12 protein-coding genes, 2 tRNA genes and 3 pseudogenes are annotated in these 19,410 nt (G+C 48.0%); 8 read left to right on the top strand and 9 right to left on the bottom strand.

Annotated features, from left to right (window positions below):
• The first annotated feature begins 52 nt into the window (after nt 1-52).
• The 4 genes and pseudogenes from OGX95_RS01370 to OGX95_RS01355 all read left to right on the top strand — a co-directional run.
• Nucleotides 53-430: a hypothetical protein gene (locus tag OGX95_RS01370; protein ID WP_286628676.1), complete on the top strand. Its 378-nt coding sequence runs from the start codon at nt 53-55 to the stop codon at nt 428-430.
• A 39-nt stretch (nt 431-469) separates the two neighbouring features.
• A pseudogene (locus OGX95_RS01365) lies at nt 470-841 on the top strand (lysophospholipid acyltransferase family protein); the annotation flags it as partial.
• Nucleotides 838-2,601 carry a bifunctional alpha/beta hydrolase/class I SAM-dependent methyltransferase gene (locus OGX95_RS01360; RefSeq protein ID WP_286628047.1) on the top strand — a complete coding sequence of 588 codons (1,764 nt, stop codon included), beginning with the start codon at nt 838-840 and terminating at the stop codon, nt 2,599-2,601. The pseudogene OGX95_RS01365 and the gene OGX95_RS01360, both read left to right, overlap by 4 nt.
• Nucleotides 2,594-3,758: pseudogene (locus tag OGX95_RS01355) on the top strand (phosphatase PAP2/dual specificity phosphatase family protein); the annotation flags it as partial. The gene OGX95_RS01360 and the pseudogene OGX95_RS01355, both read left to right, overlap by 8 nt.
• 317 nt (nt 3,759-4,075) lie before the next feature.
• On the opposite strand, the gene brnQ reads toward OGX95_RS01355, so the two are convergent.
• From brnQ to OGX95_RS01335, 4 genes are all read right to left on the bottom strand, one after another.
• On the bottom strand, nt 4,076-5,245 hold the full coding sequence (gene brnQ / locus OGX95_RS01350) for a branched-chain amino acid transport system II carrier protein (RefSeq protein ID WP_286628046.1): 1,170 nt from the start codon (nt 5,243-5,245) through the stop codon (nt 4,076-4,078).
• A 130-nt stretch (nt 5,246-5,375) separates the two neighbouring features.
• Nucleotides 5,376-6,182, bottom strand: a complete 807-nt coding sequence (locus tag OGX95_RS01345; RefSeq protein WP_286628045.1) for a PhzF family phenazine biosynthesis protein — start codon at nt 6,180-6,182, stop codon at nt 5,376-5,378.
• Nucleotides 6,172-6,825, bottom strand: a complete 654-nt coding sequence (locus tag OGX95_RS01340) for a helix-turn-helix transcriptional regulator (RefSeq protein ID WP_286628044.1) — start codon at nt 6,823-6,825, stop codon at nt 6,172-6,174. The genes OGX95_RS01345 and OGX95_RS01340 overlap by 11 nt, the downstream gene beginning before the upstream one ends.
• 10 nt (nt 6,826-6,835) lie before the next feature.
• Entirely contained in the window at nt 6,836-7,201 is a 366-nt protein-coding gene (locus OGX95_RS01335) for a RidA family protein (RefSeq protein WP_286628043.1), read from the bottom strand.
• Nucleotides 7,202-7,979: 778 nt separating this feature from the next.
• On the opposite strand from OGX95_RS01335, the gene OGX95_RS01330 reads away from it, so the two are divergent.
• The 3 genes from OGX95_RS01330 (at nt 7,980) to OGX95_RS01320 (ending at nt 14,686) form a co-directional block, all read left to right on the top strand.
• A complete protein-coding gene (locus OGX95_RS01330; RefSeq protein WP_286628042.1) occupies nt 7,980-12,227 on the top strand; it encodes an autotransporter outer membrane beta-barrel domain-containing protein in 4,248 nt (1,415 codons plus the stop codon).
• A 100-nt stretch (nt 12,228-12,327) separates the two neighbouring features.
• Nucleotides 12,328-13,782 carry an EAL domain-containing protein gene (locus OGX95_RS01325; RefSeq protein WP_286628041.1) on the top strand — a complete coding sequence of 485 codons (1,455 nt, stop codon included), beginning with the start codon at nt 12,328-12,330 and terminating at the stop codon, nt 13,780-13,782.
• Nucleotides 13,783-14,023: 241 nt separating this feature from the next.
• On the top strand, nt 14,024-14,686 hold the full coding sequence (locus tag OGX95_RS01320) for a response regulator transcription factor (protein ID WP_286628040.1): 663 nt from the start codon (nt 14,024-14,026) through the stop codon (nt 14,684-14,686).
• A gap of 8 nt (nt 14,687-14,694) precedes the next feature.
• Here the strand turns inward: OGX95_RS01320 and OGX95_RS01315 are convergent.
• The 4 genes and pseudogenes from OGX95_RS01315 to OGX95_RS22915 form a co-directional block, all read right to left on the bottom strand.
• Nucleotides 14,695-14,922: pseudogene (locus OGX95_RS01315) on the bottom strand (Arm DNA-binding domain-containing protein); the annotation flags it as partial.
• A 148-nt stretch (nt 14,923-15,070) separates the two neighbouring features.
• Nucleotides 15,071-15,146 (bottom strand) — tRNA-Asn (locus OGX95_RS01310).
• Nucleotides 15,147-15,245: 99 nt separating this feature from the next.
• Nucleotides 15,246-16,733 carry an EmmdR/YeeO family multidrug/toxin efflux MATE transporter gene (locus tag OGX95_RS01305; protein WP_286628039.1) on the bottom strand — a complete coding sequence of 496 codons (1,488 nt, stop codon included), beginning with the start codon at nt 16,731-16,733 and terminating at the stop codon, nt 15,246-15,248.
• A 46-nt stretch (nt 16,734-16,779) separates the two neighbouring features.
• Nucleotides 16,780-16,887 carry a DUF5951 family protein gene (locus tag OGX95_RS22915; RefSeq protein ID WP_353655416.1) on the bottom strand — a complete coding sequence of 36 codons (108 nt, stop codon included), beginning with the start codon at nt 16,885-16,887 and terminating at the stop codon, nt 16,780-16,782.
• 6 nt (nt 16,888-16,893) lie between these two features.
• Between OGX95_RS22915 and OGX95_RS01300 the strand changes: the two genes are divergently transcribed.
• Nucleotides 16,894-16,969: transfer RNA gene (locus OGX95_RS01300), tRNA-Asn, on the top strand.
• A 104-nt stretch (nt 16,970-17,073) separates the two neighbouring features.
• On the opposite strand, the gene fhuE is transcribed toward OGX95_RS01300, so the two are convergent.
• Nucleotides 17,074-19,260 (bottom strand): ferric-rhodotorulic acid/ferric-coprogen receptor FhuE, encoded by a 2,187-nt coding sequence (fhuE, locus tag OGX95_RS01295; protein WP_286628038.1) that lies wholly within the window; start codon nt 19,258-19,260, stop codon nt 17,074-17,076.
• Between the last annotated feature and the right edge of the window lie 150 nt (nt 19,261-19,410).

Genomic DNA, 19,410 nt, shown 5'->3' with positions numbered 1-19,410 from the left:
GAAATGTCAGATAGTGGATTTTTTTCTGATAAATGGACTGTCAAATAAAAATATGACTCTTTACGATATTAAACCAAGATTTCAGGATTTATTACGAGCATTAGTCCGCGTGTTTTTTATTCGAGGTGTGACAGCTAACCTGGTCACCGTCAGCGCAGCAATTTTCTCGGTGGTCCTCGGCGCAGTGTTGATGTCGTGGCTGACAGAGTTTTGCGGCGTTATCGTCCAGACCCTGACGGGCTGCCGAAATTATCGTGGTCCGATGGGAAAAAGTGACCGCGCCTTTGTGCTGGGGGCTTTAGGTTTGTTTATCGCGCTTTGGCCGCAGTACGTCCTCATCGCCAATATCGTCTTGGGTATCTCTGCAGTGCTGCTGGCCTGGACCTCAATCAACCGCTGTCGCAGCGCGCTGGAGGTCATAAATGCCTGATTCCCTGCACATGCTGTATTACTGTCTTGGCGGGATCTTCTCGGCATCATTCCTGTTTATCGCGGAGCTCATCAGGCCAATCCGCTGCAGGCCTGCGTCGATGCGCTGGCAGCAAAGAAAGTTGTGATTATTTTCCCCGAAGGTACGCGCGGCGAACCGGGGAAATTCTCAGAAATCAAATCCGGCATCTGGCATCTGAGCCAGCAGTGCCCGGAGGTGCCGATTATCCCCGTCTATATGCACGGGCTGGATCGCTCAATGGGCAAAGGGCAGAAAATCCCCGTGCCGTTTTTTATCGACATCTTCATCGACGAACCGCTGTTTTATGACGCGGATAACGCCATGTTTAAACAGTTGTTATTCACTCGTTTCGTCACATTACAACAGCAGGCGACAAGGAAAATCACATGAGTCAGGAAGCACGTATATTTCAGGAAAGTACATTTGCCACCAGCGATGGTGAGTCGCTTTATTTTCGCCACTGGCCTGCAACGGAAGGCAGCGGTAAGAAAGTGATCGTGCTGTTTCACCGTGGGCATGAACATTCCGGGCGTCTGCAGCACATTGTCGATGAGCTGGCCATGCCCGATACGCATTTCTACGCCTGGGATGCTCGCGGCCATGGTCAGTCTCCGGGGGCTCGTGGTTACAGCCCGAGTCTGGCTCGCTCTGTTCTGGACGTGGATGAGTTTGTGCGCTTCGTGGCGAAGAACGTGCAGGTCAGCCTTGAGGATATCGTGGTGATTGCGCAGAGTGTGGGGGCAGTGCTGGTCTCCACCTGGGTTCACGACTATGCGCCGAAAATTCGGGGGATGGTGCTGGCTTCTCCGGCTTTTAAGGTCAAATTGTATGTGCCGTTTGCCCGCACGGGCCTTGGGCTGATGCAGCGTATCCGCGGCCTGTTCTACGTCAACTCGTACGTGAAGGGGAAATTCCTCACCCACGATCCGGCGCGTGTCGCCAGCTTTGAGCAGGATAAGCTCATCACGCGAGCAATCGCCGTGAACATCCTTCTTGATCTCTACAAAACGGCTGAGCGTATTGTGTCCGACTCTGCCGCCATTACGCTGCCGACCCAATTACTTATCTCCGGCGATGATTTTGTGGTGCACGCAAAGCCACAGAAACAGTTCTACGCCGGTCTGCGCAGCGCTATCAAAGAGCAGCATATTTTGCCTGGTTTCTATCACGATACGTTGGGCGAAAAAGATCGCGTCCTGGCCTTCGATAAAATGAAAATCTTTATCGATAAGCTCTATGCGGCAAAACCTTACACCTTCGATTACAGCCATGAGGACCAGTGGAGTTCGAGCGCAGATGCGTACCGCGAACTGCAGGCACCGCCAAAAGCGCTCTCTCTGGAGGGCATGTTCTATTCCTCATTGAGCTATGGCATGAAAACGGTCGGCAGACTCTCAAAAGGGATGCGTCTGGGCTACGAGACGGGCTTTGATTCCGGCAGCACACTGGATTATGTCTATCGTAACTACCCGGAAGGCAACGGTATTCTGGGGCGCATGATTGACCGGCACTATCTGAATAGCATTGGCTGGCAGGGGATCCGCGTACGAAAAATCAATATTCAGCAGATCATAGCGCAGGCGGTCACCCGGCTGAAAGAGAGTGAAATGCCGGTACGCGTGGTGGATATTGCAGCCGGGCACGGGCGCTATGTGCTTGACGCGCTGGAGAAATATCCGGATATCGAAAGCATCCTGCTGCGGGACTACAGCGACCTGAACGTTGAAAAAGGCCAGGCCATGATTGAAGGGCGCGGGTTAAGCCACGTCGCACAGTTCAAAAAGGGCAATGCTTTCGACTATGATTCCCTCGCCACGCTTGATCCCGCGCCAACGTTGGGGATCGTTTCCGGGCTGTATGAACTCTTCCCGGATAATGCCTTAATCAAAGCCTCACTCGCCGGACTGGCTGCGGCAATCCCGCCTGGCGGCGTGCTGGTCTACACCGGGCAGCCGTGGCATCCGCAGTTGAAGACCATCGCTTATACCTTAACCAGCCACCAGAACGGCATTCCGTGGATGATGCGTGTGCGTACCCAAAAAGAGATGGACACGCTGGTGGAGCAGGCGGGTTTCGAGAAATGCCATCAGGTGATTGATGAGTTTGGTATTTTCACCGTCTCGCTGGCCGTGAGAAAGCAGCATGGCTGAGTCCGCGCTCATGCAGAACAAAGTCGGCCTCTGGAAACAGGGACTGTGCTGGCTGCTCCTGCTGGGACCGCTGTTTTTCCTCAGTTATGGGCAGGTGAATCAGTTCACGGCCACACGTCATGATGTGGGAAGCATGGTCCTGGGTTGGGAGCATGCTATCCCGTTTATGCCCTGGACCATTGTGCCTTACTGGAGCATTGATCTGCTGTATGGCATTTCGCTGTTTATCTGTACTTCACAGCAGGAGCTGACCCGCCATGGCTGGCGGTTGCTCGCCGCATCGCTGATTGCCTGCATCGGCTTTCTCCTTTTTCCGTTGAAATTTACCTTCATTCGCCCGGAAACGCAGGGGATGTTTGGCTGGCTGTTTCGGCAGCTTGAACAGTTTGATTTGCCCTATAACCAGGCTCCGTCGCTGCATATCATCCTGACATGGTTATTGTGGTTGCGCTTTCGTCAGCATCTGGGGAAGGGGGCAAGTCTGCTTTCCGATGCGTGGTTTTTGCTGATAGCGGTATCGGTTCTCACCACCTGGCAGCACCATTTCATTGATGTCGTTAGCGGGATTGTGGTTGGGGTGCTGATTAGCTATGCCATTCCTGTTGAAGGCCACTGGCGGTGGAAGTGCCCGTCAGCGTAAGCTTTGCGGCTCGCCATAAAATACTGTGCTGGTGGGATGGAGCATTCCACATTACTTCATTTTGCTGTGGCCTGCTACGGCAGTATTGATGGTAGCAGCGGGCCAGGCCGGACTTGGCGTGTCGGTGTTCCAGAAAAATAACCACGGCGATGTATCCCTCTCTGCCCGTTGACTGCTGTTCCCCTATTTAGCCGGGGCATGGCTTTCCAAAAAATGGTTTTCCAGACGAATATCTCTGAGCAACGTTATTTATGACGGCGTGGCACTGGGCCGCTTTCCGGATAGAGCCGTGGCGCAGGACGCCGTCCTCGATCTGACGGCCGAATTTCATAAAGGCCGCTGCAAAGCAGGGCATTGGGAAGCTTACCCGCTGATGGATTTGGTGGCGCCGGATGTACGGGATATCCGCCAGGCCGTGATGAAGCTCAGCCAGATGCAGCAAGGACATGACACAGTACTGGTATGCTGTGCTTTAAGTGTATCCCGCAGTGCAACGGTCGTGGCTGCCCTCGCACTCAGGGTGTTTTCCCCATTCATTGGTTGAATGACAACAATACCCAAAGTGATGAAGCGGTAAGTGTGAAACGAGCTTATTACTGTATACGCAGTTTTTGCCACCGGAGGTTTATCCTCCGGTGAATATTGTTAATGGGATTTTTATTTACCGCAAAGAAATTGAAAGAATGCCGAACCGCTATAAAGCGGTGGCGTATTTCCCGCGGTGATGTGATCCTTTTGTGCAATAGATTAACCAGGTTTCCTACACTCTCATTCTTTTATATATAGTTCATATAAATCAATGAACGACTATTTTATTAGATATGGAGACTGCTTTTATCTTTTTACAAATAAACTGAGAATACCTACGCCAAGCGCACTGTAGAAACATAATCCGTATAAATTATCAGGAATATTGACCCATCTACGAATGATTCCTAAAACGACAACCATCAGTACTGCTGGGTAGATAGCGTTCAATACAGGAACCGCCAGTGTTGTCAGAGAATTTAATCCCAGAATAGCAATTGCTGCTGAAGATATAAGCGATATCGCAACAAAGACGCTGTAAGGTATACCCGTATTCTGGCTGAAAAATTGTGCTGTGCCGCTCGTCAGACCAATCGCTGTCACAAGGCAGGCCAGGGTGATAATGGCTGCCAACAATTCCCGGCCATATGTTCCAAATACGATCTCAACATATGCACTCATAATTTGCATACCGTTTGTTGCACCCGTCTCTGGTGTATGTGCTCCCATTGATATGTAGCAGATATAAATTAGAGTCAGACCGGTCGCAGCAATAAGTGCTGATGAAGCCGAATATCGGAAAATGTCTTTAGTCTGCGTCACGCTACGTTGCTTAAGTGTGTGTGAGATAATCGCCCCAAAACAAAGCGCGCTGATCACGTCTAATGTTTGATAGCCATTTACAAAACCTGCTTTGAACGCCTGCTTTTCATATATGGTCGTCGCTGTAGTGATCTCACCGATAGGGTGAAACCATGCGCAGATACCAATGAAAATCAACACGCTAATTTTGACCGGCGACAGGATGAAACCAACCACCTCAAGTAACTTTCCGGGCCTGGACAAAATAGCACCTGCCAGACCAAAAAAAACGACAGAAAAAATAAGTTTTTTCCACCATATATCGGCGGTTCCATTCGTTATCACTTCGTAACTAATGGTAGCTGTGCGCGGAGTACCAAATAACATACCAAGAGTTAAAAAACAAATTCCGATAAATATAAAGCTGGCCCATTTCCCTAATGGTCTGGTGAGCTCATTGATATTACCTTTATTAATCGCCAGCGACAGGATTGCTAATGCAGGAAATAACACTGCTGTAATGATAAAACCAAAACCAGCGTTTAAAGAGTTTGTGCCGGCTTGCAAACCAACTAACGGTGGGAATATGATATTTCCGGCACCCAGAAAAAGAGCCAGTGTCATTCCGCCAAGTGCCATTATTTCTGGAAAAGATAGTTTTGTGTTTGCTGTCATTTATAAATTCGCATTTATGATATTGCCATCTCTATTGATTATGTGATCAATATCAATGGAGGGATGAATATTATTATTTGGGCATGAGTAATGGTGAAGATTCTCACCATTACATATCAAGGCTGTGATATTACAACTGAAACATTCCTTCAATCATCAAGCGGGCGGTACCGTATAATTCTACGCGCTGATTATCGCCTACAACGCAACGCAATGTGCCCTTCCTCGCGCCGCCTTGTTGCGCCGTCAGTTCTGTTTTGCCTAACCGTGATGCCCAAAACGGGGCAAGAAAAGTATGAGCTGATCCGGTAACGGGATCTTCATTTACGCCGACTTGCGGTCCAAACCAGCGAGAGACAAAATCAAACTCTTCATCCCCGGCAGTGACAATGACGCCACGGGTGTCAAATAAAGCCAATTTATTGAAGTCTGGCGTTAACTTATCAATGATTGCTTTATCGTCCACCAGCACAATCAGATCGTCTGATTGCCATACGCTAATCACACCGGTGGTGATCCCGAGTGCGTCAAGTAACCCTGCAGGTGCTTCAATTTCTGTGGCAGACTTTGCCGGAAAGTCCATGCAATACTCATTACCTTGCTGAGTCACAGTAAGAATGCCACTGCGCGTATGAAAACGAATAGATTTGCCAGGATGATTTAGTTTATTGAACATTACCCATGATGTTGCCAGCGTTGCGTGACCGCATAAATCAACTTCTGTCGCCGGTGTGAACCAGCGAAGATGATACCCATCTTCAACAGGTACGAAAAACGCGGTTTCTGAGAGATTATTTTCTGTGGCGATCGATTGCAAAATATCATCATCCAGCCATGCCGTCAGTGGGCATACAGCAGCGGGATTGCCGCCAAAGGGTAGCGATGTGAAAGCATCTACCTGGTAAAAGGGCAGACTGGTTATGAAATTATTCATCATTGATTTTGTCCAGATAGTTATAGATTGTATATCGCGTTACGCCTAATGCTCTTGCTACATGGTTAACGCTGCCTTTAATTTTAAAAAATCCCATTGCATGTATTTCAGATACAACCCGCTTTCTAAAATTGGTTTTGCTTTCTGAGCCTGTTGGTCGATATTGAGCAAGGACTTCGTCCAGTGACTTATCTTGAATATCTCTGGGGATACTGTCAGAACTTTCTGTCTCGACAGGTGTTGGCAGAAGATAATCAAGCTCGCGCTTTAACCGTACCACTGCCTCAATATCAACATTTATACAAAAGGCCACCAGGGGACTACCTGATTGACTGTAGTAAATGGTTGATGCGCTATTCAGCTTTGTTCCTGCGATCGTTGTTGTTGTGTATCCACTGAATACACGGGTTTGGACGGGCTGCGAAGTATCGAGTAGCCCTAAAAAGCCCGCGTCATCATCCGGTCCTGATAACAGGGCATCTCCAACTTTCCGACCACTTATATGCCCGTTGACAATACTGATAACTGATTTTTCCGGTTGTGTAAGATCGTGCAATACGGCTTCAGTATTGGAGGGGAGAGTTGTGCGCAGAGCTTCCAGTGAAGCGCTCAGTACAGTTATTAAGTGATCATGTTCTTTTTTCATTATGGTCTCTTTACGAGGCGACAGCCTGTACCTCAATCTCAACATCTAATTCAAAGGCAAGGCGGCTGGTTGTTACTGTCCTTGCAGGGTAACCATTTGGGAACCACGTGCAATATGCTGCGTTAAACTCAGCAAAATATTTCATATCACTTAACCATACTTGTACTTTGACGACATTATCTTGCGAAATACCTGTACATTTCAGCGTTTCTACAATGGTATGCATGATCCTCTGCGTTTGTTCCGTCACAGAACCATACAGTGGTTCACCCTCCTCAGTCATAGACACCTGACCTGAAAGAAATACCATGCCATTCCCTTGAACCGCATCGGAAAAAGGGAAGGGTTTACTGGTGGCATAACGCTTGATACTCATACTTTAGTCTTACTCATCGGGGGGGAGGATGCCATAACGTTACCACAGTTTAGTCTTAAATTAAACAAAATTGTAATTATCAACAAATGTTTGTTTTTGGCGTGAAATTTTGTCTAAAGATCACAGGAATTAAGCAACGTGCTGATGTAAAAGCAAGCACGTGAATAATTTTTAGTGTGATTATTGGGTGGGGAGTAGTTTACTTTTAGAATTTTTAAGCAGATAAATCCCATTTATAACCGTGCTGGTTTTTCTTATGTCATTGTTTATAAAAGTAAACATTGAAAAATGCAAATTCAACAAAAATATTATTTTCAAAAGTTGTTGAATTTGATTTTGGGTGTCGATAAGATGTCCGTGCTCTGAAATATTTTACCTGATTTGAACCAGGTGTGTTCGAAGGCATTTTGGGGCTAATCTTTTACATCAAAGTAAAAGTCGATTAATTCAGGAACAAGAGAATTGTCGTTGGATAATCACGGACTGGATTTTGCTTTTCTGGTTCAGGAAAAGAGAATGTTTTTATATTTGGCCATATTCTGGCTTTACTGTTGAATGAAAAATAGTACCTAAGGATGCTTCAGTGGATGCATTAATCATAAAATATAGCTAATCATAAAATGCCTGATTAATGGTGCCACTCAGATATTTTTTTTTTGCCCGGATTTGCTAGCCAGAATACTGGCTATACCATCATTCATATGTGACGAAAATAGTGACTAATATGACTAAAGGTCATTATCCGTCACAGTATCTATTTTTATGTAAGGCTGTGTTTATGCAATTAAGTAAAGTGTTTATCGCTGTTATATCTGCGCTGTGTACCGCAAGCGCAATAGCGAGTGATATTAATAATAACCAGGAAGTTACAATTGATTCCGTATGGGATGATACTTCTAATGAGGTGAGTAGTATCAGAGTTGGGTATGAATCAGATGGTGTACTGAATATTGTTCAGGGTGGTGACGTTTTAGCTGAGTACTTCCATATTGGCCAGGAAGATTCTACCGGTACAGTAAATGTTATTGATGGCGGGAAATTGACAGTTGGCGGAGTGGGAACGTCCTATCCCTTTGATATTGGAGGGTCCAAAGATGGACAAAACAATAAAGGGACTGGCACTCTTAATGTTTCCGGCCAGGGAAGTCTCGTCACTATGTCCTCTACAAATGCTGCTGCTATTCAGGTGGGGGCCGGGGAAGGAAACGGATTTATAAATATTTCTGATGGCGGAAAAATTCGCAATGAATCTGGTGGCATATGGATTGGCGGCAAGGAATCTTCATCCGGAGAAACATCAGGTGTTGTGAGTGTTGATGGTACGGACAGTGAAATATGGAGTGCGGGCAGTATTCATGTCGGAACATATGGCTCCGGAAGCCTCACCACGTCAAATGGCGGACATACCCATAGTGAAGCCACAATCTCGGTAGGCAATATGGAGGCGACTAAAGCCTACGATAATCTGATGAGCGTAAAGGGCGCTGATTCAATAATATCATCGAAGGATAAAATGGTTGTTGGACTTCAGGGAAAGGGGACGGCGGTTGCCTCCGATAGTGGAACACTCAGTGCTCCAGATATTGTTATTGCGCAAGAGTTCAGGTCCAGTGGTGAACTGGCAGTAGGAGCCAGAGCGGGTGCTGACGCGGCTGTTGCAGGAATTATTGATACTAAGAAAATTATTTTTGGTGATGGTGATGGTGTATTAACACTTAATCATACCAGCACGGATTTTGTCCTCGATGCGGATATAAGCGGTACAGGTTCAGTAAATGCTGAGAGTGGAGTTTCTACCTTGTCCGGTGATAACTCCGCTTTTCAGGGGCGTTTTGATATTGCCTCTCCTGCCACGCTGGTTATTTCAGAACAACAAAATATCGGTACAAATGAAATTACCATGACGGGTGGCATACTGGAGATTGACGCAGATCACGACTGGCAGTTTATTAACGCGCTTACTGGGCAGGGCGTACTTCAGATTAATACAGCGGGAAATACTTTTGATTTCAACTCCTCCGGCGTGACCGAGAATTTCAACGGCACGCTGGCGCTTAAAGACACATTATTTTCTCTGGCGGGTACGAATACTGCTGCACTGAAAAATATGTTGCTGAGTTTAGGTGAAGGAAGTGTGGTCAGTGTTGGGAAGGGTCAACAGGTTATTGACGAGCTTGCGTTTGATGGTGGCAAGCTGGTGTTCGGAGATGTTATCCCCGGTCAGACAGAAAGTACGAAAACAGTTCATACCACCGGAGATCTGGATGTTTCAGGGAAGGGAACGATACAGGTAACCACCGGGGGAATGATAAATAACGATACTCCCACACCGAATACCCATATCACTCTTCTGGAGCAGGATGATGGTAACAGCCTGATTCAACTGGTTTCCAGCGATGGGGACACTATCGGCAGCGCAGGTAATTTGACGCTGACGGACCAGAACGGAAAGGTTATCAGTGACGCCGTCGAATCCTCTATCAGTCAGAACGGCGAGGTTGTCGCTGAAGGGACCTATGATTACCGTCTTACCAGTGGTGAGAATAATGACGGATTGTATATCAGTTACGGGCTGACGCAGGTTGAACTTCTTGCGTCTGGCGATAATGCGCTGACCCTGGGTGCGAATGGTAATAGCGGAAATGCGGCAGACCTCAGTGCCCGTGTAACGGGTAATGGCGATCTGGCAATTGACAGCCAGAAAGGGCAGACCGTTTCGTTGTCTAATACTGATAATGATTACACCGGGATCACCGATGTTCGTGGTGGTAATTTGCTGATGCAAAACGACAACGTTCTTGGTCAAACGAGTGAGTTACGTCTGGCAGCAGAAACCGGTTTTGATATGAATGGTCACAGCCAGACAATTGATCAACTGTCTGCTACGGCGGATTCGTTGCTGAATATCAACGGTGGAAGCCTGACGCTGCAACATGGTGGTTTTGTTGACGGTACGCTAGCTGGCAACGGCGAGCTGAAGATTATGGGCGACACGTTGACGGTAACCGGTGAAAACAGTGCGCTGACGGCTAAAACAACCATCGCAGAAGATGCAAGTGTGTTGATGAATAATACCCTTGGTCTGGGTGTGGGAAATATCATCGCAGCGGGCACGCTGTCTCTGAGCAAATCCGCGGGCACGCTATATAACAATATCAGTGATGCTGGGTTGGTAGAACTGAGCGGCAGCGATGTGGTGTTGGCTGGGAATAACAGTGATTTCTCCGGACAGTTCACCATTGATGCGGACTCCCGGCTTACGGCTTCGACGGCGGAAAATCTGGGCGATGCGCAAGTCAGTAATGTTGGTTCACTGGTACTTAACAGTGAGAGCACATGGCAACTCGACAATGAGATCTACGGTCAGGGAAGCGTAACCAAAACAGGCGCAGGGACCATTACCGTAGGCGATAACGCGGCCTGGACCGGCCAGACTGTTATCGAACAAGGTGGACTGGAACTGGGACACGCAGACTCTCCGGTGGTACTTGCCAGTACGCAGGTCACTATTCATGACGGGGCAGTGCTTTCCGGCTCTGGCGGAGTAGCAGGCAGCATCGATAACGGCGGTATGTTGCGGGTCGGGTCGGTGGTGAGTGACAACCCTCAGCTGTTTACTGTCGGTGGTGATTTGTCGAACAGCGGCGACCTTGTTACTGGTATTCATGGTCAACTGGCGGGTAATCAACTGGTCGTTAAGGGGAACTACACCGGTAACGATGGCCATCTGTCATTAAATGCGGCGTTGGGTGACGACAGTTCCGTTACGGATAAGCTGGTGATTAATGGCAATACGAGCGGCAAAACGTCTGTCAGTGTGACGAATGCGGGCGGTAAAGGGGCTGCGACTGTCGACGGAATAGAGGTGATTCACGTTGATGGACAGTCAAACGGTGAATTTACCCAGGCGGGGCGTATTGTCGCGGGTGCCTACGATTATACCCTGGGGCGTGGTCTGGATGAGAACAGCGGCAACTGGTACCTCACCAGCGGTAAAACCAATCCGGATCCCGATCCGAAACCCAATCCAGATACCGGGAAGGACCTGCGTCCGGAAGGTAGCAGTTACACCGCTAACCTGGCAGCAGCGAACAATATGTTCGTCACGCGACTTCACGATCGTCAGGGTGAGACCCGGTACACGGATGCACTTACCGGGGAGCAGAAAGTTACCAGTATGTGGATGCGTCATGTCGGAGGACACAATAGCTGGCGTGATGGCAGCGGGCAGTTGAAAACCCAGAGTAATCGCTATGTGCTGCAACTAGGGGGAGATATTGCTCAGTGGAGTCAAAACGGGATAGATCGCTGGCATCTTGGCGTGATGGCGGGCTATGGCAATGAACACAATAACACTCGCTCTTCACGTACTGGATACGATGCTAAGGGATCGGTGAATGGCTATAGCGTCGGCGCGTATGCGACCAGGTATGCCAATGATGAGTCACACAACGGCGCTTATCTGGATAGCTGGGTACAGTACAACTGGTTCGATAACCATGTGAAGGGTGATGATCTGCAGGGTGAATCGTATAAATCCAGCGGAGTAACGACCTCACTGGAAACGGGCTATACCCAGAAACTGGGCGCGTTCAATGGCAGCAAAGGGACGCTGAACGAATGGTATGTACAACCTCAGGCGCAGGTTGTGTGGATGGGCGTGGACGCTGACGACCATCTTGAAAGCAACGGGACGCGTGTCAGCAGCAACGGCAGCGGTAATCTTCAGACGCGTTTGGGTTTGAAAACCTGGATTAACAGCCATCATCAGATGGACAACGGTAAAGCGCGCGAATTCCAGCCTTTTGCTGAGATCAACTGGATCCACAATAGCCGAGATTTTAGTACAACAATGGATGGTGTGAATATCCGTCAGAATGGTGCGAAAAATATCGGTGAAGTTAAAGTCGGTGTGGAAGGTCAGGTAACTTCCCATCTGAATCTGTGGGGTAACGTTGGCGTTCAGGTGGGCAATAAAGGCTATAACGACAGCGCCGCAATGGTCGGTGTGAAATGGAATTTCTGATGCTGTTGGATTGATGCCGCTTGTAAGGCTTTCACCTTAATTTCTTAACGATACCGTAAGCACCCCGATGGGGGCTTTGCCCGACAAAAACGAGTTAATTATGCTTATAACCAAGAAAGCTGCGCCCACAGTGATGGTGTTACTTTTTCTTCTGACCGGAATGCTGGCCTCATGGCTGCAATGGAATAAAGAGGAAGAACTCATCAGGGAGAACGCAGTAGGTAATCTGGTGGAAGAAATTAATCGTGTTTTTAATGGCGCACGGACACTGGCAGTACTTGCCAGCCCACATATTCACAAAGACTGTACGGACGATTTGCTGCGAACACTGAACCGTCTGACAGCATCAGAAGACAGTATTCGCTCGCTCAATATTATCGAAAACGGCGAATGGACCTGTTCATCTCTTGAAGGGCGGGAATCGCTGGGAATTCATTCGCCAGGTACAACCACGCGCTCTTTGATGATTGAGTTGGTTCATCGTCAAAAGACGGATATGTACATGGTTTATTTCCCCGCTGCAGGGCAAGTGGTTGCGGTTGCGGTCTATAAGGCAGTCATCGATAATATTTTACAAAAATTTTCCCATGATAAAAAAATAGATGCGTTGTTCTTACTGCATCCCGATAGCAAATCTATGCTCCCCGCGGCTTCACATAATTATCCTTTCTGGATTGTGGATAAATCCAATCGGCAGGCCGGTGATTATTTACAAGATAATCGTTATATCATTATTTTATTTTTCATTCTGTTGATAGCATCATGTGTTCATCTGCGTTATATACATCGATTATCATCGATTGAAATGCTGGCACGGGCGATCGATAACGACGAATTTATCCCATATTATCAACCTGTCGTCGATCTCATGTCCGGAAAAATTGTGGGGGCTGAAGTTCTTGCCCGATGGAACCATCCGGAGCGGGGGATTGTTACACCTAATGAGTTTATTCATGACGCGGAACAACATGGGTTGATTAATGCAATGACGCTCAGTTTACTGGAGCGGGTAGAAGTGGATATGCAACAAATAAGTTATCGGAGAGAAAATCCATTTCATATCGGAATTAACATTCCACCGGAATCCCTGGAGTGCAATAAGTTTACAGATGCCTGTATTCGATTTATTCAACGCATGAGTCTGATCGATATCGGTGTGATGCTGGAAATCACCGAAAGACAGCTGAATTTAATCCCGGAAAATGTACTTAACCGGTTGAAAGACGCAGGTGCATCGTTGGCTCTGGATGATTTTGGTACTGGCTATTCGAACCATGCCGCTTTGCAGAGAATTTCTCCTCAATATCTGAAAATAGACAAGATGTTTATTGATTCACTGGGCAGAGGCGGAGTCGAAGAGTCCATCGTTAGCAATATTGTTCATCTTTCTGAACTGATACAGACTCCTTTGGTCGCTGAAGGTATTGAAAATAAAAAACAACAGGAGAAACTCCAGCAGATGGGGGTTGCTCTTGGACAAGGGTATCTTTTTAGCAAGCCCGTTCCCTTTAGTGTTTTTTACACCAGGTTTGATAATTTTGTCCACAAAAGATAAGTGTATTAATTATTGTTTTTGTTAAATTAATTTTAGTTGAATATGTCTTCTGCTTCTGTGTATTACGGAGGGAGGGTATTTATAATCAGTTTATAACTAACGAAAATGTCGTGAAAAATACAGTCTGGTAACGGTTGTGTATTATAGTCATTATTTCTAACTAATTTCGTCTTCGATTATTGCCAGGTGTTTAACCCAGCGATAAATCAGAAATGCACAAATGAGCAGCAGGAATAGATTAATGAAATTAAAACCTTCAAAATTACTGGTGACATTTAATGATGATAACCAGATATATAGTCAGGGAATGTGGTCATTACTGGAAGATATTTTTAGTCATGGAATGGGGACTCCATTGGTCCGAATGACTGGCTCACCAGGCAATTCCTCCATCCGCGTTGCAGATATCTATGTTGAACATTGTGCCGCGGGTGTGCAGGCAATGTGTCATCCTGAATACAGATTACGTAAGCGGGGCAGCCTGATGATTGTGATCAGCTCGGCACGTGGAAAGATTCCGCTGAACACGATTCTGCCGTGTCAGCATAACTGTGTGTTTCTGCGCAGAACGGATACTCTTGCGGAAATTCGGCGTCAGATAATATTGGCCTGGCATCGACGGTTCCAGATGAAAGAGGTTAGTTGTCATGCCTGCTGTCCGTCGCTATTAACTAAATCTGAAAAACGAGTCGCCGACTACTTGAGCCAGGGAGCCTCATTATCAGAATTGGTGGACAGGCTGGCTCTCAGCCCGAAGACGGTAAGTGCACAGAAACATAGCCTCATGCGAAAATTAGGTTTGAGCAATAATGTCGAGCTGATGGATTTTATTTTGTGGCAGAAGCGTTATGAGCTAACTTGCAGACTGACGGATCAGCCATTGCCAGCACTCTGCCTAAAATAGGCATAAATAGTCGTGTGCCATGCCACCGCAACGGGCCCAGGCATTTTTCCGGTGACGTGGCGGCTTTTGCCGTCATGCGTTGTTGTACGGGATTCTTTTCGATTGAAACGATATTTGAGATACCTGAGGCGTGAACTACCAGGATTGACAAGCAGATACAGACCACGAGAATCGGTCAGTTTAAAAGGTTTATCAGAAGGCTTGATGCTATGGATTTTTGTGTCGGATATGGACATAGGGTGGTCACTCCATCATCGAACTGAAATGACCCCAATTTCGCCGGATGCGCGGGAAAAGCCAGATACGCATCGGGAAAGATTTTCACGCTAACCTATTAACGCCTAGTTGCATAGGGACTTATAAGCACGCCTGAAAACAAGAATTTGGCTCCTCTGACTGGACTCGAACCAGTGACATACGGATTAACAGTCCGCCGTTCTACCGACTGAACTACAGAGGAATCGTGTGAACGGGGCGAATATTAGCGATGCCTGTCTGCGTTGTCAAAGCCTGAATGGATATTTGCGATCGTTTGCTGAAATATTCCTCATTTCGTCGCTTATTCAGACGCAGACGGTTGTTTTATACACTTTTCACGTTCAGGACGTGGGTATTTCCACAGCCAACGGCCTGTGACCATTCGCCAGTAAAATAACGCGGCCCGTACTGCCCAGTCGAAGAACATCCCCATCCAGACGCCAACGACACCCCATCCTAATACGATCCCGAGGGTGTAGCCTGCGACAACACGACAGCCCCACATCCCCAACATGGAGACCCACATAGCGAAACGGGCGTCACGTGCACCTTTAAATCCAGCAGGAAGAACCCATGATGCTGCCCATATCGGCATAAATGCCGCGTTCAGCCAAATCAGGATGACAATGACTTCTTTTACATCCTGATCGTGGGTATAAAACGAAGCCATTACGCCAGCAAACGGCGCGGTTAGCCAGGCGATGGCGGTTAAACCGATTGTGGAGAGCCAGAATACATGCCGCAACTGGATTTCCGCCTGAGCAATCTGTCCATTTCCCAGACGTCTGCCGGTAATGATGGTAGACGCGGAACCTAAAGCGTTTCCCGGCAGGTTGATCAGTGCCGCTATCGAAAAGGCAATGAAGTTACCGGCAATTACGCTGGTACCCATACCTGAAACAAACATCTGTGTCAGTAACTTGCCACCGTTAAACAGGACTGACTCTATACTGGCAGGAATACCAATCCCCATGACTTCCCAGATGATGGCAAGATTCAGCGGTTTAAAATAGCTCTTCAGGGGAATGCGCAGCGCTGGGTTAAATCCAATCATCAGCACCCATATAATGGCGATGGCGCCAATGTAACGTGAAATCGTCAACCCCAGACCTGCGCCGACGAATCCCAGCCCTTGCCAGGAAAAAATGCCGTAGATCAGGATGCTACTGATGATAATGTTCAGGATATTCATACCACCGTTAATCAATAACGGTATTTTGGTATTTCCGGCACCGCGCAGTGCGCCACTGCCAATTAACGCAATTGCCGCAGCAGGGTAGCTGAGCACGGTTAATTCCAGATAGGTTAGCGCCAGCGCTTTTACCTCAGGGGTAGCTTCTCCTGCAACGACATCAATTATCTGCTCACCGAAATAGTGAATCACCGCCGCCAGTACGACAGCAAATATCGTCATGATCACCAGTGATTGTCTGGCTGCGGCTCTGGCGCGTCGGCGATCGCGCTTTCCGAGACTAAAAGCAACCACCACCGTCGTGCCAAGGTCGATAGCGGCGAAAAATGCCATGATGACCATGTTGAAACTGTCGGCGAGCCCGACGCCTGCCATAGCTTCTTTACCCAACCAGCTCACCAGGAAGGTGCTCAGTACTCCCATCAAGAGTACACAGGTGTTTTCCAGAAAAATGGGGACAGCAAGTGGGGTAATTTCGCGCCAAAAGAGAACTTTATAACGCTTGCGTTTGGCATACCAGGTCGTGCGGGATGCGACCTGGCGTAAGGCTGCGGAGACGTTCAAAGTGGACCTTAATGAAGAAAGTTGAAACCTCATTTCAAATGATGAAGGAGAATCAAAAAAGCTGCAAAGTTTTTTCCATTTAAAATGTCTGTAAATGCAACAAACTGTCGAGAGAAGCATCAATTGATCCCCAATGTAGGAATTGGGGTTTGACAAAAGTTTTTTCGCCGCTAAGATAAGCCTCCACAACGATTCCTCTGTAGTTCAGTCGGTAGAACGGCGGACTGTTAATCCGTATGTCACTGGTTCGAGTCCAGTCAGAGGAGCCATATTTAAGAAGCCTGCTTAAGGATACTTGAGCGGGCTTTTTGCTTTTTAGCTTTTCGGTAAATCCACCTGACATGCAGGTGGATATTTTACAGACCGGGTATTATCAGAACTGGTAGCTGGCGGTGAGGCTGACGTTACGTGGCTCACCATAGACGATAGAGCCTTCGACATTGGTATCGTAGGTTTTATCGAACAGATTATTGATATTGCCCTGGATAGCGAAGTTCTTCGTTACCTGGTAGCGAGTGAATAAATCCACCAGCGCGTAGCTTCCCTGTTCTGCACGAAACGTGCCGTATGGCGTCACGGTATCGCTGTACACGCGATTCTGCCAGTTAACTCCACCCCCCACGGTCAGTGCCGGCAGGGCAGGCAGGTTATAACGGGTGAACAATTTTACCGTAGTCCGCGGCAGGTTCGGATTGACTGCATTGCCTTCGTTATCATCCGCAACGTACCGCGTTGCGCCGAAAGTCATCTGCCAGTTATCCGTGATCGCACCGTTCACTTCGAATTCAACGCCTTTGCTGACCGTTCCATCCACCGCTGTATAGGCGGTGTCGCCATTGCTACCAGCGATTGGTACGCCGGTTGATTGCGCCACGTTATCCTGCTCAATACGGAATACGGCGAGGGTGGTGGTTAAACGGCTGTTCATCCAGTCTGATTTCAGACCAACCTCGTAGTTGTTGCCGGTAATAGGGGAGAGATATTTACCGGAACTGTCGCGTTTGTTCTGCGGCTGGAAGATAGAGGTATAGCTGGCGTAAGTGGACCAGTTATCATCGATGTCATAAACCAGACCCGCATAGGGCGTAGTGTGGTTTTGTTCCATGCTGTAGGCCAGGGTATCGATACGCCAGTTGGTATAGCGCGCGCCGACGATCAAATGCAATGGGTCGGCCAGCGAAATGCGTGTCGCGGCGTACAGCGATTTCATGTGCGTGGTATCGTCCTGGGCCAGTGATTGCGGATTCCAGTTGGTTTCCGGGAAGTTGCCGTCGTAGGTATAGAAGCTACCTATTTCATTGGGGAATACGTTCGCCCACGAGCTCTCATAGCGGTTATTCTGCTTGCTGTAGCTACCGCCCAGCATCAGGTTATGCTGACGACCAAACAGGTCGTAGCCACCATCGGCAAAGAGATCGACGGCATCGACTTTACGCTTGCCGCTGTTCCAGCCTGTTCCGCCAACGTAATCATAGCCCGGTCCATAGTTGCCATAGGGACCAATCAGTGTGCCGTCAGCTTTATTAACGTAAGCGTCGACATACATCATCTTGCTGTCGAACTTGACCTCAGAGTGTGTAGCATTCAGGGTTGTTTGCCAGGTATCCGCGAAACGCTGTTTGAGTGTCACGAAGACTTTGTTGATGTCTTTGTCATTGTAGGTCCAGTCCGGCGCGGTGCTGCGCGAGCGATCATAGCTGTTTTTGCTGCCATCGGTATTCCAGCGCGGCAAGCCGCCCCAGGTTGGGCTGTTGATATCAATACGCTGGTATTCGTAACCTGCTGACAGGCTGGTGGTGTCGCCCAGATCGGCATCGACAATCCCCGAGAAAAACATTTTTTCACTGTTGTAGCGGTCAAGCCAGGAGTCGTTATTTTGATAACCTGCCACGATGCGGGCGCGCACGTTGCCGTCTGCTGTCAATGGGCTTTGCAAATCCGTTACATAGCGTTGCTTATTCCAACTGCCGTATTCCGCGGAGACATTCCCCGTGAACTCGCGGCTGGTTGCATGTTTACGGATCATGTTAATAGATGCCGAAGGATTCCCCGTACCGGTCATTAACCCGTTTGCACCACGAACCACTTCTACACGTTCAAACAAGGCCGTGTCAGAAAGGGCATCGCCGAGGTTCCAACGGGATTCAAAATAGGTCGGGATCCCATCGACCATGTAGTTATCGATCTGGAATCCGCGAGAGAAATAGCTGCTGCGGTCAGAGTCCGACTGGCTTTTGCTGATCCCCAGTGTGTTGTCCATCACATCACCCAGTGTCTGGAGTTGCTGATCTTCCATACGCTGTTGGCTGACGATGCTGACAGATTGCGGGATATCCCGCTGTGTCATTTGCATTTTTGTGCCTGCGGATGTCGATTTAACGCTGTAATCTTGCTCATCACGGGATGTGGCGGAGGCTGAACCATCAACGATCACTGTCTCTTCTGCGGAGGCGGCGAGGCTGGTGCAAGGCAATAACGCAGCCGTAATACAGGCGGCCAGGAGGGATGGGACAATAGCAGAACGGGGCTGTTCGTCCCTGTAGTGTGTTGTGAAAGACATCGGAAAGTCCTTGATAATTATTAATATTAAGTTCTAATCACGTGAGTGCGTAATGAACCCTTTGGCTGTTAATTATTTGCCATGCATGAGAATGCAAATGCGAAATATACGCATTCATATTCAATGTGTAAACAAATGCTACGTATAAAT

This window comes from Citrobacter sp. Cu233 (genome assembly GCF_030332225.1).
Classification (GTDB): Bacteria; Pseudomonadota; Gammaproteobacteria; order Enterobacterales; family Enterobacteriaceae; genus Citrobacter.
The sequence above is the reverse complement of the archived record's forward strand: the minus strand, read 5'-3'. Positions and strand labels throughout refer to the sequence as shown.